Origin of the sequence: Kineosporia babensis, from assembly GCF_021129305.1 — a bacterium.
Taxonomy (GTDB): Bacteria; Actinomycetota; Actinomycetes; order Actinomycetales; family Kineosporiaceae; genus Kineosporia; species Kineosporia babensis.
Map to the genome: position 1 here is coordinate 105,061 of NZ_JAJOMB010000011.1, position 17,833 is coordinate 122,893.

Consider the following 17,833-nt stretch of genomic DNA (forward strand, 5'->3'; position numbering starts at 1 on the left):
GCTGTCGCGCTAAAAGTCTGGGTCATGGCCGTGAGGAGTGGTGACGGTCAAACACCCCACATCGGCCCGGAAAGTCAGATGGCTCCGGGTTACGCCGTTTTTCCGGATCCGCGATTCCACCCTCGGTACAGCCCGACGAGCGTAGAGTGATCGGGGTCACGTGAGCTCTGGGGGTTCCACCATGCGCTTCGTTCTCCGGCCGGTTTCGGCCCTTGCTCTGGTAACGGCCGGATCCTTGATCGCAGCGGGGCCCGCGCCGGCCGGCCCACCCTCCGGCCAGGCCCTGGTCGGCATCCAGAACCTGCGGCTGATCTACACCGCGGCCCCTGGGCACGACAACCGGCTCACCGTGACCATGCAGCCGGCCGAGGGCGCGTTCTACGAGTACCTCCTGGAAGACAACCACGCGATGAACGCGGTGGAGGGCTGCGACTACCCCACCCCCGGCGACCTGACCAAGGTCTCCTGCCTGGTCGAGATGTTCGATTCGCGTGACCCGGCGGTGCTGGGCCAGTTCCGCCTCGGCGACGGCGACGACACGGTGCGCTTCGTCAACACCACCGAACAGGCCTACTACGCCAACGAGTTCTGGCTGGGCACCGGCAACGACAAGGCCACCACCCGGCAGGCCGACGGGAGCCTGGACGGCAGCGGGATCTGGGGACAGAACGGCCGCGACGTCATCACCGCCGGCCGGATCGGTGACCTGGGAGGGGTCTGGGGCGGCAACCACGACGACACGATCTCGATCGGCCCGGGCGGCTACAACTCGGCCCACGGCGGCAACGGCAACGACAAACTGCAGGCCCTGGACGGCGTGCTGTACGGCGACGACGGCAACGACCTGCTCGATGGCGGGCCCACCGCCGACAGCCTGTACGGCGGGCCGGGCAACGATCGGATCCACGGCCGGGCCGGCGCCGATCGGATCTACGGCAACAGTGGCAACGACAAGCTGTACGGCGGGCGCGGCACCGACTTCATCTCGGGCGGGCCGGGCCGGGACCACATCGAGCACGACTAGGGCCTGCCCCGCAGTAGGCAAAGATCCGCAGGGCGGCCCTAGCTACAGCTACCCTGACCGTCGGTGGAGCAGGTCCGGGTGCCGAGCAGGAACGAGCGGAACTGGACCTCCTGCACCGGCGTGAACTCGGGTTCCTCGCCCTGCGGCGTGGTGAACATGATGGCGTAGTGGGCGTACTGGTCGCCGGTGGTGCGGGCGAACCGGCCGCGCTCGATGTCGATGCGCCCGTCGCCGGGCCTCTCGAAGTTCGGCGTGAACTGCTCGTTGGGGAACCCGGCGGAATCCAGGAACTCGAAGTCACCGGCCTGCGGCGGCGCCTGGAGGAGCAGCTTGCTGACCACCGGGTCGGGACGCCCGCGCAGACTTTGCGGACTGGCTGAGCCGTCGTGCTCGAAGGCCCAGATGTCCCGGTCCGAACTGCCGTCGTCCGCGAGCTTCCACAGCGTCCAGGTGAAGGCGGCACTCCCGAAACCTTCGGCCTTGACCGTCTTCACCTCGCCGCCGTGCCATTCCCAGCGATCGCCGTCGGAACCGCCCAGCCCCTGCGGTCCCCCGACCCCCTGGCTGAACGATTCCTCGACCGGGTTCTCGCCGAACCGGAACGAGACGCCGGGCAGGAAGTACCAGCGTCCCGAGGTGATCAACCCGGCCAGCATCCAGATGACGAGCAGCCCGATCAGAGCGTAGTGACCGGCATGGAGCTTGCGGGGCATGGGCGTCGTTCCTGTCGTGATCCGGCCGGGCACCGCACCTTAAGACGCACCCCGCTGCGTCGACGCGCCAAACCCGGCAGATGCGTGGGCCGTTCGGGTGAGACGGCTACCGCCGGATCGCCACCACTCACCGAGCTGGACGCAACCGCTTGGTTGCCATAGCCTGAGTGGCAACCAAGAGGTTGCTACTCAAGGAGGCGGACGTGACGTTCCCCGACCGGATCGAGCGCACCCTGGACCTGCCCCACCCGCCCGAGAAGGTGTGGGCCGCGCTCACCACCGCCGAGGGCCTGGGCACCTGGTTCGGCAACCGGGCCGAGATCGACCTGCAGGTGGGCGGTCTCGTGCACCTGAGCTGGGACAGCGGAGACAAGGCCACGCTCACCATCGAGCACCTGGACCCGCCCAAGGTGTTCGCCTACTCCTGGCGGCTGTCCGGCCTGCCGGAGACCGATCCACGCCGCACCTACGTCGAGTTCACCCTCGAACCGACCGCGGAGGGCACGCTTCTGACCATGGTCGAGAGCGGCTTCGCCCAACTGCCACCGCAGGCTCACACCCACGCCTTCACCGACAACACCGGTGGCTGGAAGAACGAACTCGGCGAACTGGTGGCCTACCTCAATGGATAGCCGGGAAGCAGTGGCGCAGGACGTTTTCACCGCGCTGTCCGACCCGACCCGCCGTTCCATCCTGGCTGCCCTCGCCACCGACGGCCCGGCGACCGCCTCCGATCTGGCCGGGAAGCTCCCGATCACCCGCCAGGCGGTCTCCAAACACCTGACCCTGCTGACCGACGCCGGGCTGGTGGTGGCCGAACCCGGTGAACGCCGCCGGGTGCGCTACCACCTCGACTCCGCGCCGATGCAGATCGCCCAGCAGTTCCTGGCTGCCCTGGCCCGGGACTGGGACAACCCGCTCAACGCCCTGAAACATCATCTGAACCAGGGGGAAGCATCGTGAGCCTGCCCGAGGTCGTCACCCATGAGGAATGGCTGGCCGCCCGCCGCGAACTTCTGACCAAGGAGAAGGCCCTGACCCGGGCCCGCGACCAGCTCAACGCCGATCGCCGCCGGCTGCCGATGGTGCGGATCGACAAGCTCTATCAGTTCGAGGGCCCGGACGGAACCGCCACCCTGCCGGAACTCTTCGCCGGTCGGCGGCAACTCGTCGTCCACCACTTCATGTTCGCCCCGGACTGGGACACCGCCTGCCCGAGCTGCTCCTCGGCCGCCGACAGCCTGGCCGGCCTGCGCCAGCTGCACGCCCGCAACACCACGCTGGTAGCCGTCTCCCGCGCTCCCCAGAGCAAGATCGCCGGTTACCAGAAGCGCATGGGCTGGACCTTTCCCTGGTTCTCGGCCCAGGACAGCGACTTCAACTACGACTTCCACGCCACCCTGGACGATCGCCGGGCCCCGGTGATGCTGCACCTGCGCACCGGCGAGGAGCTGAAAGTGCCCTGGACCGGCGGCCCTTGGCAGCCGGAGATGCGCGGCACCGAGATGCCCGGGATCAGCGTCTTTCTCCAGCACGAGGGCCATGCCCACCTGACCTACTCGACCTTCGGGCGCGGCCTGGAGGAGTTCCACAACGGCTACCCGTACCTCGACCTGACCGCACTGGGCCGGCAGGAGGCCTGGGAAGAGCCGGCCGGCCGGGCGGCTGTGCTGGAGCGTCAGGTGGGCGGGCCGGGAATGCGCCTGCCGGACGAGTACTCCTGACCACAGCGGCCGAAAATCCGACACCTGCCTGATACTCATTCTTCGGGAGGATCGGGCGGCCCCTTGGGGCGAGCAGCATCATCCTGGAGGATGATTCGGTCCGATTCGGGCAACCTTAAGGTTCGGTGAATGCGTCACTTGTCGTGATGCAGTCACTCGTCCCTGGAGGGGGATCCCCCGTGAACCCGAACCGCCGGCCTGCCGTCAGGCGAATGGCCCCGATAGCAGCCGTGGCGCTGAGCGCCGTCATGGCCGGTTCCGTGATGACCGCGGCCGCGGTGGAGGCCGCCGAGCACGTCGGCGGCGCACCCGCCGCCAAGGCCCCGAGCGCCGCGCTCGACCTGGTCGTGCCGGTCAAGACCCAGAACGTGGTGCGGTACAAGGGCGAGCCGGTCGGCCTGTACGGCCTGGGCTTCTACGCGGTGGCCCCGAAGACCGTGGAGATCCGCACCGACCGCGGCAAGTCGTACAAGAACCCGGTCACCACCAAGCTGAGCGTGGGCGACGGTGCGGACAAGGTCACCACCACCCTGCCGGCCGGCATCACCGCCAGCCCGAGCACGCTGACCGGCTTCTTCGACCTCAAGGTCACCGACAAGGCCGGTAAGAAGGTGGCCTCGTCCAAGCTCGACTTCTGCATGAACTCCAACGAGCAGAGCCGGGTCGACAAGGACGCGGTGGACAAGTCGCCCTACCCCAAGCAGTGCGGCTACCACCCCTACGCGATCGGTGGCGTGTTCGGCCTGCCCGCCGGCTGGTCCACCCCGGTGCTGAACGACTGGAACAACCCGCTGGCGTTCAAGGGCAAGGACGGCACGTACACGGTCACCGCCACGGTGAACAAGAAGTGGGCCAAGGCCCTGAACATCCCCGCCGCCAAGGCCACCTCGAAGATCAAGGTCAAGGTCAAGACGGTCAAGGAGGGCCAGGGCTACGGGTACGCCGCGGCCGCGCACGACATGAACCACAACCACGGCGTCGCGATGACCGGCGTGGACATGAACTCCAAGGACCTCTCGCCGCAGCACGCCGCCCGGGAGAAGGCCCGTAAGGCCGCACTGGGCAAGCCGAACGTGCCGGCCCAGAACGCGCCGACCGGCAGCCGGATCGCCGCCGCCGCGGTCGACAAGGCCCAGATGCCCGACCTGCGCTCGCTGCCGGCCACCGGGATCCGGCTGGACACCCAGAGCAAGAAGAAGAAGACGTACCTCAGCTTCGGCGCCACGGTCTGGAACGCCGGGCCCTCGCCGCTGGTGGTGGACGGCTTCCGCAAGCCGGGCAAGGCCGTGCTGGACGCCTACCAGTACTACTACGACGAGAACGGCAAGCAGCTGGGCTACTCCCCGGCCGGCGAGATGGAGTGGGACCCGCGCGAAGGCCACAACCACTGGCATTTCCGGGCCTTCGCCTCCTACCGGCTGCTCGACGCCAACAAGAAGAAGCCGGTGATCAGCGGCAAGGAGGCGTTCTGCCTGGCCCCCACCGACTCGGTCGACCCGAACGTCAAGGGCGCGCAGTGGCAGCCGGAGTCGATCGACCTGTACACCGCCTGCGGCCAGGGCAACGCCAACCTGCTGAGCATCCGTGAGGTGCTGAGCACCGGCTGGGGCGACACCTACAGCCAGGACCTGCCCGGTCAGTCGTTCAACATCACCAACGTCAAGGCCGGCACGTACTACATCCAGACGATCGCCAACCCGGACAAGAAGCTCGGCGAGTCCAACTACGCCAACAACTCGGCGCTGCGCAAGATCAAGATCGGCGGAAAGCCGGGCGGCAAGCGCACTCTGAAGATCTACCCGTACCAGGGCCTGAAGGGCTGACCTGCCCCCTCCCCGAACGCCAGAGCCCTCGAAATCCCCTTCTTCGAGGGCTCTGGCCAGTTTGTCAGACCGGATCGGCGATTTCGGCGACCGGCATGGCCAGGGTGGTCAGGTCGCCGTGGTCGGCGGAGCGGATCGTGACGGGCAGGGCCGGACCACGCACTTCCAGCACCAGGTCCGCGCCGATCGCGGTGCTCACGGCCGGGTAGAAGGTGGTCAGTTCGAAGAGCACACTTGAGGACGCTCCACTCACCTCGGCCGGCACGCTCACCTCGGCGACGGTGAGACTTTCGGGGTTCAGGCGGATCGGGACCCGCGGTCCGGGCGCAGCTTCCAGAGCGGCCAGAAGAGCCTGCTTCTGGACAACGACGCGCCCGGTCACGTCGGGCAGCGAGTCCAGCAGCGTACGGTGATCCGGATAGTCGCCGGACAACAGACGGCAGAACTGATCCGGCTCGTCGTCCCGCAGTTGCAGGCCGATACGTTGGTCGTCGGCGAAAACGCCTACCCGGGAGCTTCGCCGCACCGCCGGGAGAACTGCCCGCAGGTCGTCGGCATCGATCGTCGCCGCCCACTCCCCCAGCGCCTCCACCGGCACCAGCGAGCGGGTGGACAGTCGGTAACGATCTGTCGCGGTGAGAATCACTGTTCCGGGCGATGATTCGATCCGGATACCGTTCAGCAGCGGAATCCCTGGGTCGCGCCCGGCGGCAGCCAGAATCTGATCGACGGCGGCGGCGAAGACCGGGCCGTTCAGCGTGAGCACCCGAGGCCCGGCCTGATGCGCCGGGGCAGCCCGGTTGTTCAGGCCCTGGTCGCTCAGGCCGGCAATGATGAGGGCGGCCTGGCGGCGGGCGCTGTCGGCATCGTCGGCCACCTGGCGGACGTGCTCCTCGACCAGCTTCACCGCGGCCGGTCCGCCCGGAAGCACGTCGGCCACGGCGGGCAACGGCATGCCGATCTCCCGCAGGCGGCGCACCAGAACCGCCCGTTCCACCTGACTCTCGGCGTAGTAGCGGTAGCCGGAAGCCTGGTCCACCCGCGCCGGTGGAAGCAGGCCGGCGTCGGCGTAGAACCGCAGCGCGCTGGTGGTCAGGCCGCTGCGCTGGGCGAACGCGCCGATGGGCAGGTGTTCTTCGGTTGGCATGCGCTCATCCTTGGCCTTCGACCAACCTGAAGGTCAAGCAAAACGCCACGGCGCCGGACCTCGGTCGGGAGTCCGGCGCCGTGCTTGCGTTCGGTGCGGTGCTGGATTGTTGCTGGTGGTTTCAGGCGGTGGCCGGAACCCGGGCCACGCCACTGGCCAGGCGCGGCGAGATGACCTGGTCCACGCTCAGCCGGCCGGCCCCGATCGCCGCGATCATCAGCGAGAAGGCGGCCAGGATCAGGGTGTACTCGTAGCCACCGTTGCTGGACATCAGCCCACCTTCGAGGTGCACCAGGAACATGGCGCCGAACATGGTGAACGCCATCAGCAGGCCGAGCAGCGGCACCCCGAGCCCGGCGATCATCAGGACTCCCCCGACCAGCTCGACCGCCACGGTGAACCACGCGCTGAGGGCCGGGAGCGGGATCCCCATGCCCTCGAAGCCGGTGACGGTGGCCTCCATGCCGTTGGTGCTGAACTTCTGCCATCCATGAGCAATGAAGACAACGCCCAGGGCGGCCCGGGCGGCGAGCACGATCAGGTCGCGCAGCAAGACAGCGTTCACTGAGGAGAGTCCCTTCAACTGGTCCAAAAGCACCGCGCCGACCGGGCGCCCCGTCGCGCGTCGATCGGCTGGATTCGATTCCGCAACCTACAGGTGTCGGATTTATGGAAGCTTGAAGCAGCAATCATTTAAATGTCAACTTTGCGCTTAACATGCGTCACTCTGAGAAGTCGCTGTGCTCCTTCTGTGTGTCCCCAAACACAACAAAAGGGACGGTGGGCGACCGGCCGGCCGCCACCGTCCCTATTCCGAGCAGTCAGGCTTTGACGAGAGCGCCGGCGCCCTGGGCAAGCTTCGGCGAGACCACCTGGTCGACGCTGAACCGGCCGGCTCCGACCGCAGCCAGCAGCAGCGCCCCGACCCCGAGGGCCAGCACCAGCTCGTAGCCGCCTTCGCCGGCGAAGATCCCGCTGTCCAGGTGCACGATGAACATCGCGCCGAGCATGTTGACCAGCAGCAACAGGCCGACCACGGGCACGCCCAGGCCGACGATCAGCAGGGCACCACCGACCAGCTCGACGATTGCGGCGAACCAGGCGCTGACGGTCGGGGCGGGCACCCCCATCTGCTCGAACGAGCCGGCCGTGCCGCTCATCCCCCACTCGCTGAACTTCTGCCAACCGTGGGCGATGAAGATGACCCCGAGAGCCACCCGGGCAATGAGCACGGCGACGTCCCGCAGCATGGCGTTGTTCACGACAGTCCTTTCGACAGGTCACAGGTCCGCACCACCGGGACGCATCGTTGCCGTCCGGGGGCCGGTCTTGGAGGGCCAGCCGTTCCAGCCTGACGGATCAAGAAACTTGAAGCAACAAATATTGAGGTCTCAACCAAGAGGTCTGGGTCACGCTTTTGCTGTGCGCCTGCTGTCCCGAGCGTCACAGACTGCGGCTGTGGTCGCGACGTGAGACGTCACGTCCACCCGGCAGGTCGTAGGCACTTACCGACAGCCGGGCCCGATCCAGCAGGCGGACCAGGTTGCCGTTCATCCGCCGGATCACCGGCAGCGAGCTGTTGCCGTTCAGCGTCCGGGCCCGCAGCTGGGTACGGCTGTCGGCGTAGCGGTCGTTCTTCGGCCGGTCGAGCATGCCCTGCAGGGTGCCCAGATTGCCCTTGGCGTCCTGGCCGAGAAGGTCTACGGCGCTGAGGAGTTCGGAGTAGGACATGGCCAGCACCCCGGTGTCGCGCAGGCTGGAGAGCTGCACGTGCAGTTGCCCGGTGCGCCGCACCACCGACTTCAGCGCCTTCAGCTGCGGATCGAGCTTCGGCAGCTTCGGGTAGGACGGGTAGTCCAGCTCAGGGCAGGACCAGCCGCAGTCCCGCAACCGGTAGGCATTGGCGGCGTTGATCTGGTCGATCTCGCTCTCCACGGCGGAAAGCCTGGTGTTGTACTTCTCGATCGCCTCGCGAACGACCCGCATGGCCGGCAGGTAGCGGCGCTCGGCGGCGAAGAAGTCGGCCCGCACCTCCATGAGTACCCCCAGCCCGGGCCGAAGTTCGGCCTGCAGGTCGGCGAGTGCGGCGGCCTGACGCTCGGCCGCGCTCGGCCCGCCGACCACCCCGGTCAGCCGCAGCCCACCGAAGACCAGGCCGGCCAGCACCAGGAGGGTGATCGAGGTGATCCAGAGCCCGATCCACCATCCGCCGGTGCCCTTGGCCGGGGCGTTCTTGGCGGTCAGGATCTCCTGGATGCGCACCTGCCGGGGCCGGGGAATCCTGACCACCGGGCGGGCCTTCGTTCTGGATCTGGGCTTTTGGGCGTGCTTTTGAGCCGGTCGGCGGGTCGGCTGACCTTGCCGAGGCAATGGGCGCATGCTCAACTGGGCACCGCAGCGCCCGCAGAACGCCCGGTGCGGCCCGAGCGGATGCGCGCAGGCCGGACAACTCAGCGTCGTGACACCCACGTTGGCCCCCGATGACGATTCTGGTGCCCTCTTCATCGGCGGGTCACCCGCTCGGGTCAAGTCACGGCGACGAACGTCTGTTTAGCGCAGTTCGACGTCGAACACCGTGGTGTGCTCCCCGTCCGGCCCGGTCAGCACCGGACGCGGGAATCGGCCGATCTGGATGAGGTCGTGCTCGCGGCGGTAGTGGTCGAAGGCCAGGGAACGCTGGTAGTCGAGCGCTGCCTCGTCCTCAGTACTCAACTCCGCCTTGCTGCTCGGGGTAAAGGTGATTTCCAGACGCCGGGGCAGACGACCGCTGACCACCGAGACGTTTTCGTCCCCGGCCTTACTCACCTCGTCGGCGATCTCGGCCGCCTCACCGGCATGCAAGGCCCGGGCCGCGGGCCGGGCCATGACCATGGTCGTCTCCCGCTGGTTCACCACGCCGGTGCCCTCCTGCTCCGCGGTCCAGGAGACTTCACCGGCCAGTAGCCCTCGAGTCTGCAGGGCGCTGCGGAAGGCCTCGTCGAGCAACGGCATCGTGCCGGCCAGCACGGCGAACACGCCAATGCTCTCCTCCAAGTCGGACGGTACCCCGAACCTCCAGACCACCCCGATCCAGTCGACCGGCGGCGCCTCGGCGCGGTGCACCTGCAGCTGCTGCGGCTCGAACTGGCAAACCCGCTGGGCCACATCGAGGTAGAAGTCCTCGGACATCCGCTGCAGGGCCAGACGCTCGCGGCGACCCTCGAAGTCGAACTCGCCCGCTGCGGCCAGCTCGGCGAGCGGAACATTGGCCCGGCGCAGCAGATCGGTGACCTGCCCCTGCCGCAGCTGAGACCGGTCGTAGTAGCGGTACCCGGTGTCCGGCTCGACGAAGGCCGGCGACAGGATGCCGCGCTCGCGGTACAGCCGTAGGGCCTTGGCGCTCAGCCCGGTCAGGATGGAGAACTCGCCCGCCGTCAGTTCCTCGCCCACAGTGTTCCTCGCCGCCTCAGAAGTCGATGTGCCTCCAGCCTGCGGCCTGCCCCAGGGGCCAGGTCAAAACCAGGCTCGGGCCGTGACAACGAGAAGCGCCCGCCTTCAGTTGCTTTGCCGGTCCCGGACGGGCCCGCCCATACTCTCGGTGATGAGTGGGACCGTGCGGCATGATGACCGGGTGCGACTGGTCACCGATGTTGAGCGCCGGGCCCGGCTGGCCCGGCGGCATGCGCTGGCCCCCGGCCACGAGGCGGAGTCTGCCGAGGGTGTCACCAAGGCGCTCACCGTGCTGCATTCCACCGAACCGGCCACGCCCTACCTGTCGTGCTGGGCCCGGACGAACGCGACCTCACCCGAAGACCTGGACCGGGCTCTGTACCAAGAACGTTCTCTGGTCAAGCAGTTGGCCATGCGGCGCACGCTGTTCGTCTTCCCTCGCGACCTGCTGCCGGCGGCGTGGCCGAGCGCGTCGGCCCGAGTGGCGGCCAGCGAACGGTCAAAGCTGATGAAGGACGTGGTCAGCGCGGGGGTTTCCGAGGACGGGAGTGGCTGGCTGGACGCGGCGAGGGCCGAGATCCTGGCGGTACTGGCCGAGCACGCCGAAGGCCTGACCGCGGCCGAGATCCGGACGGCGGTGCCACGGCTCGAGGTGAAGCTCGACGGGTTGGGGGCCGGGCCGCGGATTCTGACCTGGCTCGGGGCCGGCGCCGACATCGTGCGCGGGGCCAACACCGGGCGCTGGGCCACCTCCCGGCCGAGGTGGACCCTCGTCGGGAACTGGCTCACCGCCGTCCCCAGGCAGGTGGACCCGGCCGCCGGCTACCGGGAACTGGTGCGCCGCTGGCTGTACTCGTTCGGGCCGGGCACCGAAGCCGATCTGGTGTGGTGGCTGGGCTCGACCAAGGCAGCCGTGCGCCGGGCCCTGGCCGAACTGCGGGCCGAGGCCGTGCGACTCGAGGACGATTCGACCGCCTGGCTCCTGCCCGACGACCTGGACGAGGTCGGCGACCCGGGCCCGTGGGTGCGGCTGCTGCCCGTGCTGGACCCGACCGTGATGGGCTGGCAGGGCCGGGGTTTCTACCTCGGGCCGCACAAGGACCGGCTGTTCGACACCCGCGGCAACGTGGGCACCAGCGCCTGGGCGAACGGGCGGATGGTGGGCTGCTGGGTGCAGGACGAGGCCGGGCAGGTGGAAGTGCGCCTGGTGGAGACTGTTCCAGTAGGCGTACGACAGGCCCTGGATGCTGAGGCGGCCCGCCTGAGCGCATGGCTGGGCGGACTGCGGATCGGTACCGTCTATCGCTCTCCCGCAATGAAGTAGTGGCAACTCGGGCCTGGCGCCGGGACGGCCCTCACTCCGCCCCGGCGCCAATGCCCTCACCCGTCCAGGCCCCTGAACCGGCCGGGCGCTTCAGGCCCGCGCGCAACCACTGCAGTTCCACGCGGACATTCACGTCTCTGGTGTGCACCCGGCCGACCGGCTCAGGGGTGGCCGGCGGGCGTACATAGATAGAGATGCCTCGAGACCGGTTTTAGGTCGCAGAATTTCGGGTGAGCTGAATCACAGTTCGGCAGCGACCGGGTCGAGCAGGCCTAAAAGCACGCTAAACCGCCGTTTTCAGGGTGGCTCCAGCGACACACAACGACGCTGCAAAGCTGGCTGATTGTCGGATGCCAGAGACGTTAAGACACGGGCAGTAGTCGGACGGTTGTTCAGATCTTGGCTGGTCAAGCACGTTTTCTGGGCTGTTAGGGTCACCGCCGTGACTCGGGGTAAAGAGATTTCGACCAAGCAGCGTCGGCGGATGGTGACGATCGCCGGAGCCACCACCGTGCTGGTGGTCGGCGCCTCGGCCACTGCGATGGCCTGGCCGCAGCGCGGCGCCGACGGTGAGCGCTGGTGGCAGGACCGGACCGCTCCGGTCGCCTCCTCCGCGCAGGAGACCGAGCCGGCCACCACCACCGCGGCCGCGACGACGCAGGCGACCTCCGCCGCGGAGGCGAGCACACCGTCCGTCGGTAGTGACACCGAGGTGACCAAGAGCGCGAGTGCCGCCAAGTCGGGTGATGCGATCGCCAACCTGTTCCAGTGGAACTGGGCCTCGGTGGCGCAGGAGTGCACCACCGTGCTCGGCCCCAACGGCTACGGGGGCGTGCAGGTGGCCCCGCCGCAGGACTCGATCAAGGTGAACTGGGACAACCACCCGTGGTGGGAGGTCTACCAGCCGGCCGGTTACGACCTGAACAGCCGGATGGGCAGCGAGGCGCAGTTCAGGAGCATGGTGCAGACCTGCCGCGACGCCGGCGTGAAGGTCTACGTCGACGCGGTGATCAACCACATGTCCGGCAGCGACTTCACCGCCGAGGGCGCCACCTCGTACAGCGGCAACAAGTACAGCTCGATGACGTACCCCGGCCTGTACACCAAGGACGACTTCCACCAGGCCGCCGACTGCCCCACCGCCTCGGGCAACGTCGAGGACTACGACAACGTCAAGCAGGCGCACTTCTGCCAGCTGGGCAAGCTGGAAGACCTGAAGACCGAGAGCACCTACGTACGCGGCGCGATCACCAAGTACCTGAACAAGCTGACCAGCTACGGGGTCTCGGGCTTCCGGGTGGACGCGGCCAAGCACATCCCGCTGGCCGACATGAAGGCGATCATCGACGGCCTGGACAAGACCGCCGACGGCACCGCTCCCTACGTTGCCCTGGAGGTGTTCGGCGGCAAGGGTGAGCTCTCCCAGGCCGCGTACTCGGAGCTGGGCAGTGTGCTCGGCCTGGATGCCTCGGTGGACCTGAAGAAGGCCTTCAACGGCAACATCTCGACGCTGAAGAGCTTCGGGGACAACCTGGTGGCCTCCGACAGGTCGCTGACCTTCGTGATGAACCACGACACCGACCGCAACGAGGACTCGCTGCAGCTGAAGAACACCGCCAAGCACCGGCTGGCCACCCAGTTCGTCCTGGCCGGAGACTACGGCCGGGCGCAGGTGTACTCCTCGTTCAGCTGGAAGTCCTACGACGACGCCCCGCCCTCGGGCAGCAACGGCATGATCACCGACACCGACTGCGCCACTGCGGCCTGGGACTGCCTGGACCGCGACCCGGGGGTGCTCGGCATGGTGGCCTTCCGCAACAGCGTGGGCGATGCCGCGGTGAAGAACTGGTCGGACGACGGGGCGAACCTGATCTCGTTCAGCCGGGGCGCGAAGGGCTGGACGGCGCTGAACAACAACTCCTCGGCCAAGAGCCAGAGCTTCTCGACCGGCCTGGCCGAGGGCAGCTACTGCGACCTGATCACCGGCGGCCTGAAGGACGGCGCCTGCGCGGGGACTACGGTGAAGGTCGGTGCCGACGGCCGGGCTTCGGTGAACGCGCCTGCGCAGGGCGCGGTCGCGATCACCCAGGACTCCCTTCTCTGATCGGAAGGGGCAAGGTTCCGGCCCTGGCCGCCCCAGGGTCGGATCACTCCGCCGCCCGCCTCACGACCTGCCGCCGGCCTGCCGGTGGGATTCGTGCGGCGGGCGGTGGCATTTCAGCTCGGCTTCTCAACTGGCGGCCACTGCTTTGGCCAGGCCGTTGAGCCGCAGGCCGGTGGCGCCGCGCAGGTGCTGCAGGTCGATGCCGCCGTCGCCCCGGTAGTTCAGGAAAGCGACCTGCTCGGTCCAGTCCAGCAGCGTGCCGTTGCCCTCGGGAAGTTCGTACAGCTCCACGGTGAGCAGCGCCGTCCACATCCGCACCCCGCTGATCGCGGTCCCGTAGTGCTGCACCATCCGGCGCTGCGGCACGATGTCGATCCAGTGGCCGCGGTTCACCACGTGCTCGTCCGGGCCGTCGAGCTGGGTGAAGGTGGACTCGTGGTGCTCCTCGCCGCCGATCCGGAAGTCGAACGAGTACTGTGCGCCCCGGCCGGGCAGCTTGAACCAGATCCGGCGCAGCTCGTCCTCGGCGAACACCCGGAACACCGTCTCCGGCGGCGCGTCCAGCTCCCGCGAGACGGTGAAGGTGTGGTGCCTGACTCCACTCACGACCGTGTCCATGACGGCCAAGTGAACCACTCGGCGGCCATGGACACGGGTGGCATCCGCGGACTCAGCGGCGACCGCGGGCCTTGGTCTGGTAGTTCACCGGGCCCGGCAGGTCGACCGAGTGCCGCCGGGTGCGCGAGTTCCAGGACCAGCGGCCGAGGTGCCAGGTGCGGCTGGTGCCGGTCTTGGACACGTTCAGGCGCAGGAACGGGAGCATCTTGATCCGCTTGCGGAACGTGAAAGGCATGTCTTCTCTCCCCTGCTGCGAAGCCGGTATTTCGATATCCACACCATTGGGGCAATCGGCCGGGCCCGCAATCCGAACCGATCATGGACGTCCGCCGGCCTCGGTGGGTAACGGTCAACTGAGTCGGTCGGTGAGGAAGCGGAGCTGGGCCGGAACCTGGGCGCGCCAGTAGCCGTGGTTGTGCGCACCGTTGCCGATCGAACCGGCGGGTGTGGGATCGCAGGCTTCGCGATAGCGCTCGGTCTCGGTGCTGAACGGGTCGTCGACGCCGCAGGAGACCGACAGCGGGATGTTCTTCACATCCGGCTTGTCGGAGAGGGCTCCCCACCGCTGGAAATCCGCTGCGTCATCGAAAGATCCGGCTGAGGTGGCGGAGGCCTGGGCGAACAGAGCCGGGCTCGATGCTGCGGCGGCCTTGATCGGCACGAAGCGCTGATGCGAGGATTCCCGGGCCAGGAGCAGAGCACCGAAACCGCCCATCGAGTAGCCCATCACGCCGAGGTTGGCGGTGTTGAAGCCGAGTTCGGCCACTCGGGGCAGAAGTTCGTCGCTCAGCATGCTCAGGGGGTCGTCGTCATTGGCTCGGGGATGCCAGTACGCCTCCCCGCCGTCGACCGAGACCACCCCGGCCGGTTTTCCGCCCGCCTCCACGTGCGCGGCCAGAAACTGGTGCATGCCAAGGGAGTCGAACACCGAGTGCGCGTCGTCCCCGCGGCCGTGCAGCACCAGAATCACCGGAAGTCCGTCCGGTTTCTGGTTCGGTGGCGTGACCCAGCCGAACGTAACCTGAGTGCCCCGCGCAGCCGAGTCGAACGTCTCAAATTGGGGTTCTGCTCCCCCGGCGTCGGGTACCCCCTCCCCCGCCTGGCCGATCCCCAGTGCTTCGCGCAGGTGGCGGCGACCAGGCAGGACACCGCTGAGAGATCCGGCCACAGCCGCACCGGACAGCGCGGCACCGGCCGCACCGGTCAGCAGCACACGGCGGGCGATCGGCCGGGAGTTGAGCATGCCGGAGATTATGGCCTGGGCGTCGCTACCGACTGCGGGCTCGGGTTCTCGGGGGGCTTCAGACGCCGGAGAGGCTGAGTTTGTAGCCGCCGCCGGTGGAGAACTGCACGGCCACGGCGAAACGGTCGGCGCGGACCAGGGTTCGGCGGTACTCGGCCGGGCCGGCTGGGCCCTGGGCGCGACGCTCGATGGCGAAGCCGGGTACTTCGGTGCTGATGCCCAGCAGTTCGCGCTCCTCGACGGTGGGCAGGACGGCGTGGATGATTTCTTCTCCGCCGCCGAGCCGGACTCCGCAGCGCCGTTCCAGTTCGCGGTAGACGGCGGTGTGGGTGAAGTCAACTTCCAGCAGGGGGGCGGCGAGCGTGGCCGGGAGCCAGACGCGGTCGAAGGCCAGGGGTTCGTTGTCGGCCAGGCGCACGCGCTCTAGGTAGAACAGTTCGGTGGCGGGGTCGAGGGAAAGCTTGGCGGCGGCTTCGGGGTCGGTGCGGATGTCGATGGCCCGGACGACGCTGCGCTGTTCCAGGCCTTCGGACTCGACCGAGGCGAAGAGGCTGTAGAGCGCGCCCAGCGGCTGAGTGATCCGGCGGGTGCCGGTGGCGATGCGGGGGCGGCGGCCGCGCCCGGCGATCACCACGCCCTCGTCGCGCAGCCGGCGCAGGGCCTCGCGGACGGTGTGGCGGCTGACGTCGTACGCCTCCACCAGGGCCATCTCGCCGGGGAAGTCCGAGGTGAACTGGCCCTCGTTGAGCCGACGGCGCAGGTCGGCGTGCACTTGGGCCCACAGCGGCAGCGGGTCGGAACGGTCGATCACCGCCGACCAGATGCCCGGGGCCGGAACCTCGTCCTCGGTCTGCACGCTCGTGACCACCATCGCTCCGTTGCCGTCGTCCGCTCGGGCGCCTAATGTACGGACATTCGGATGTACCAGCAATACGCGGGAGCGTGAGCACGTGATCCAGGTGGACGTGATCGAGACCAGTGAGCTGGGCGACCGCAGCTACATCGCCCACGACGGCCGCAGCGCCGTGGTGATCGACCCGCAGCGGGACATCGACCGGGTCCTGGAACTGCTCGAGCGCAAGGGCCTGACCTGCAAGCTCGTGCTGGAGACGCACATCCACAACGACTACGTCACCGGGGGCTACGAGCTGGCCCGGCTCACCGGCGCGGTGTACGGGGTGAACCGGGACGACGAGGTGAGCTTCGAACGGCATCCGATCACGGACGGGGACGTGCTCACGGCCGGCGACATCCGGGTGCGGGTGCTGGCCACTCCCGGCCACACCGACACGCACCTGGCGTACGTGGTGGAGGACGCGATCGCGTTCACCGGCGGGTCGTTGCTGTTCGGCAGCGTCGGGCGCACCGATCTGGTCGACCCGGCCCGCACCGTGGAACTCACCCACGCCCAGTACCGCTCGGCCCACCGCCTGGCCCACGAACTGGCCGACGAGGTGCAGGTCATGCCCACCCACGGGTTCGGCAGCTTCTGCTCGGCGGGCGCGGCCACCGGCGGCTCGGCCAGCACCATCGGTGAGCAGAAGCAGCAGAACGACGCGCTGCTGGAGACCGACGAGAACGCTTTCGTACAGCGGTTGGTGGCCGGGCTGACCGCGTACCCGGCCTACTACGTGCACATGGGTGTGCGGAACCGGCAGGGGCCGGGCCCGGTGGACCTGTCGGTGGCCGAGCCGGTACAGGCCGAGGAGTTGCACCGCCGGATCGCGGCCGGGGAATGGGTGGTGGACCTACGCGATCGCACGGCCTACGCCGCCGGGCACCTGGCCGGCACGGTGAGTTTCGACCTGGGCGGGCCGTTCACCACCTATCTGGGCTGGCTGATGCCCTGGGGCGCGCCGCTCACGCTGATCGGGGAGAGCCAGGAACAGATCGCCGAGGCGCAGCGGCAGCTGGTGCGGATCGGGATCGACCGGCCGGATGCCACTGCCTTCGGAGCGATTTCGGCCTTCACCGACAAGCCCGAGACCTACCGCAAGGCCGGCTTCGCCGAACTGGCCGAGGCCGAGGTGGTGCTGGACGTGCGCCGGGACGACGAACGGGCGGCCAGCCACATCCCCGGCTCCGCCCACGTCCCCCTGCACCGCCTGCTCACCGAACTCGACACGCTGCCGCCGGGCGAGCTGTGGGTGCACTGCGTGAGCGGTTACCGTTCCTCGATCGCGGCCGGCCTGCTGCGCCGGGCCGGGCGCGACGTGGTCTGGGTGGCCGACGACTACGCCAACGCGGTCAGCGCCGGGCTCACCCGGGAAACCGCCTGATCAGTCGGTTTTCGTGGTGCTGGTGAGGCAGATGAGGTTGCCGCAGGTGTCGTCCAGCACGGCCATCGTCATCGGCCCCAGGTCGGCCGGCTCCTGGGTGAAGCGCACGCCGAGGGCGAGCAGCCGCTGGTACTCGGCCCGGCAGTCGTCCACGGCGAAGCTGGCGAACGGGATGCCGTCGGTCTTCAGCGCCTGCTGGAAGGGCTGCGCGGCCGGGTGTTTGGCCGGTTCGAGCAGCAGCTCCACGCCGTTCTCGTCGCCGGCCGCGGTGAGCGTGAGCCAGCGGTCCGGGCCGTACGGCAGGTCGTTCTTCACCACGAAACCCAGCTTCCCCGTGTAGAACTCCCGGGCCTTGTCCTGGTCGTCCACGAAGACGCTGGTCAGATGGATGCGCATGACCGGTGA

Annotated in this window: 19 protein-coding genes; 8 read left to right on the forward strand and 11 right to left on the reverse strand. The window is 68.4% G+C overall.

The window, feature by feature from the left end:
- Nucleotides 1-181: 181 nt before the first annotated feature.
- Nucleotides 182-1,024, forward strand: coding sequence for a calcium-binding protein (locus tag LR394_RS20640; RefSeq protein ID WP_231444400.1), 843 nt, complete (start codon nt 182-184; stop codon nt 1,022-1,024).
- Nucleotides 1,025-1,062: 38 nt separating this feature from the next.
- On the opposite strand, the gene LR394_RS20645 is transcribed toward LR394_RS20640, so the two are convergent.
- Nucleotides 1,063-1,737: a hypothetical protein gene (locus LR394_RS20645; RefSeq protein WP_231444401.1), complete on the reverse strand. Its 675-nt coding sequence runs from the start codon at nt 1,735-1,737 to the stop codon at nt 1,063-1,065.
- Between the two features lie 203 nt (nt 1,738-1,940).
- Between LR394_RS20645 and LR394_RS20650 the strand changes: the two genes are divergently transcribed.
- From LR394_RS20650 to LR394_RS20665, 4 genes are all read left to right on the forward strand, one after another.
- Nucleotides 1,941-2,369 carry an SRPBCC domain-containing protein gene (locus LR394_RS20650; RefSeq protein ID WP_231444403.1) on the forward strand — a complete coding sequence of 143 codons (429 nt, stop codon included), beginning with the start codon at nt 1,941-1,943 and terminating at the stop codon, nt 2,367-2,369.
- Entirely contained in the window at nt 2,362-2,700 is a 339-nt protein-coding gene (locus LR394_RS20655; protein ID WP_231444405.1) for an ArsR/SmtB family transcription factor, read from the forward strand. Before LR394_RS20650 ends, LR394_RS20655 begins: the two co-directional genes overlap by 8 nt.
- Complete coding sequence (locus LR394_RS20660) at nt 2,697-3,461, forward strand: DUF899 domain-containing protein (RefSeq protein ID WP_231444407.1); 765 nt, start codon at nt 2,697-2,699, stop codon at nt 3,459-3,461. The genes LR394_RS20655 and LR394_RS20660 overlap by 4 nt, the downstream gene beginning before the upstream one ends.
- 212 nt (nt 3,462-3,673) lie before the next feature.
- Entirely contained in the window at nt 3,674-5,284 is a 1,611-nt protein-coding gene (locus LR394_RS20665; protein WP_231444410.1) for a lysyl oxidase family protein, read from the forward strand.
- Nucleotides 5,285-5,348: 64 nt separating this feature from the next.
- Here LR394_RS20665 and LR394_RS20670 read toward each other — a convergent pair whose 3' ends face one another.
- The 5 genes from LR394_RS20670 to LR394_RS20690 all read right to left on the reverse strand — a co-directional run bounded on the left by LR394_RS20670 (nt 5,349) and on the right by LR394_RS20690 (nt 9,860).
- Entirely contained in the window at nt 5,349-6,431 is a 1,083-nt protein-coding gene (locus LR394_RS20670; RefSeq protein WP_231444411.1) for a DNA polymerase III subunit beta family protein, read from the reverse strand.
- Nucleotides 6,432-6,552: 121 nt separating this feature from the next.
- Nucleotides 6,553-6,996: a DoxX family protein gene (locus tag LR394_RS20675; RefSeq protein ID WP_231444413.1), complete on the reverse strand. Its 444-nt coding sequence runs from the start codon at nt 6,994-6,996 to the stop codon at nt 6,553-6,555.
- Nucleotides 6,997-7,252: 256 nt separating this feature from the next.
- Nucleotides 7,253-7,693 (reverse strand): DoxX family protein, encoded by a 441-nt coding sequence (locus LR394_RS20680; protein ID WP_231444415.1) that lies wholly within the window; start codon nt 7,691-7,693, stop codon nt 7,253-7,255.
- A 181-nt stretch (nt 7,694-7,874) separates the two neighbouring features.
- Nucleotides 7,875-8,720, reverse strand: a complete 846-nt coding sequence (locus LR394_RS20685; protein WP_231444417.1) for a hypothetical protein — start codon at nt 8,718-8,720, stop codon at nt 7,875-7,877.
- 261 nt (nt 8,721-8,981) lie between these two features.
- Complete coding sequence (locus LR394_RS20690) at nt 8,982-9,860, reverse strand: MerR family transcriptional regulator (protein WP_231444420.1); 879 nt, start codon at nt 9,858-9,860, stop codon at nt 8,982-8,984.
- Nucleotides 9,861-10,041: 181 nt separating this feature from the next.
- On the opposite strand from LR394_RS20690, the gene LR394_RS20695 reads away from it, so the two are divergent.
- A complete protein-coding gene (locus LR394_RS20695; RefSeq protein ID WP_407937090.1) occupies nt 10,042-11,184 on the forward strand; it encodes a winged helix DNA-binding domain-containing protein in 1,143 nt (380 codons plus the stop codon).
- Nucleotides 11,185-11,626: 442 nt separating this feature from the next.
- Complete coding sequence (locus LR394_RS20700; protein WP_231444424.1) at nt 11,627-13,288, forward strand: alpha-amylase; 1,662 nt, start codon at nt 11,627-11,629, stop codon at nt 13,286-13,288.
- A gap of 126 nt (nt 13,289-13,414) precedes the next feature.
- On the opposite strand, the gene LR394_RS20705 is transcribed toward LR394_RS20700, so the two are convergent.
- From LR394_RS20705 to LR394_RS20720, 4 genes are all read right to left on the reverse strand, one after another.
- Nucleotides 13,415-13,894, reverse strand: a complete 480-nt coding sequence (locus LR394_RS20705; RefSeq protein WP_231444426.1) for an SRPBCC domain-containing protein — start codon at nt 13,892-13,894, stop codon at nt 13,415-13,417.
- 64 nt (nt 13,895-13,958) lie between these two features.
- Nucleotides 13,959-14,141 (reverse strand): DUF4236 domain-containing protein, encoded by a 183-nt coding sequence (locus LR394_RS20710; RefSeq protein ID WP_231444428.1) that lies wholly within the window; start codon nt 14,139-14,141, stop codon nt 13,959-13,961.
- A 114-nt stretch (nt 14,142-14,255) separates the two neighbouring features.
- Complete coding sequence (locus LR394_RS20715; protein ID WP_231444431.1) at nt 14,256-15,149, reverse strand: alpha/beta hydrolase; 894 nt, start codon at nt 15,147-15,149, stop codon at nt 14,256-14,258.
- A gap of 58 nt (nt 15,150-15,207) precedes the next feature.
- Nucleotides 15,208-15,972 carry a GntR family transcriptional regulator gene (locus LR394_RS20720; RefSeq protein ID WP_407937091.1) on the reverse strand — a complete coding sequence of 255 codons (765 nt, stop codon included), beginning with the start codon at nt 15,970-15,972 and terminating at the stop codon, nt 15,208-15,210.
- 127 nt (nt 15,973-16,099) lie between these two features.
- Between LR394_RS20720 and LR394_RS20725 the strand changes: the two genes are divergently transcribed.
- The gene (locus tag LR394_RS20725) at nt 16,100-17,428 is read left to right on the forward strand and encodes an MBL fold metallo-hydrolase (protein WP_231444435.1); all 1,329 of its coding nucleotides are present in this window, start codon (nt 16,100-16,102) and stop codon (nt 17,426-17,428) included.
- On the opposite strand, the gene LR394_RS20730 is transcribed toward LR394_RS20725, so the two are convergent.
- Nucleotides 17,429-17,824 carry a VOC family protein gene (locus LR394_RS20730; protein WP_231444437.1) on the reverse strand — a complete coding sequence of 132 codons (396 nt, stop codon included), beginning with the start codon at nt 17,822-17,824 and terminating at the stop codon, nt 17,429-17,431.
- Between the last annotated feature and the right edge of the window lie 9 nt (nt 17,825-17,833).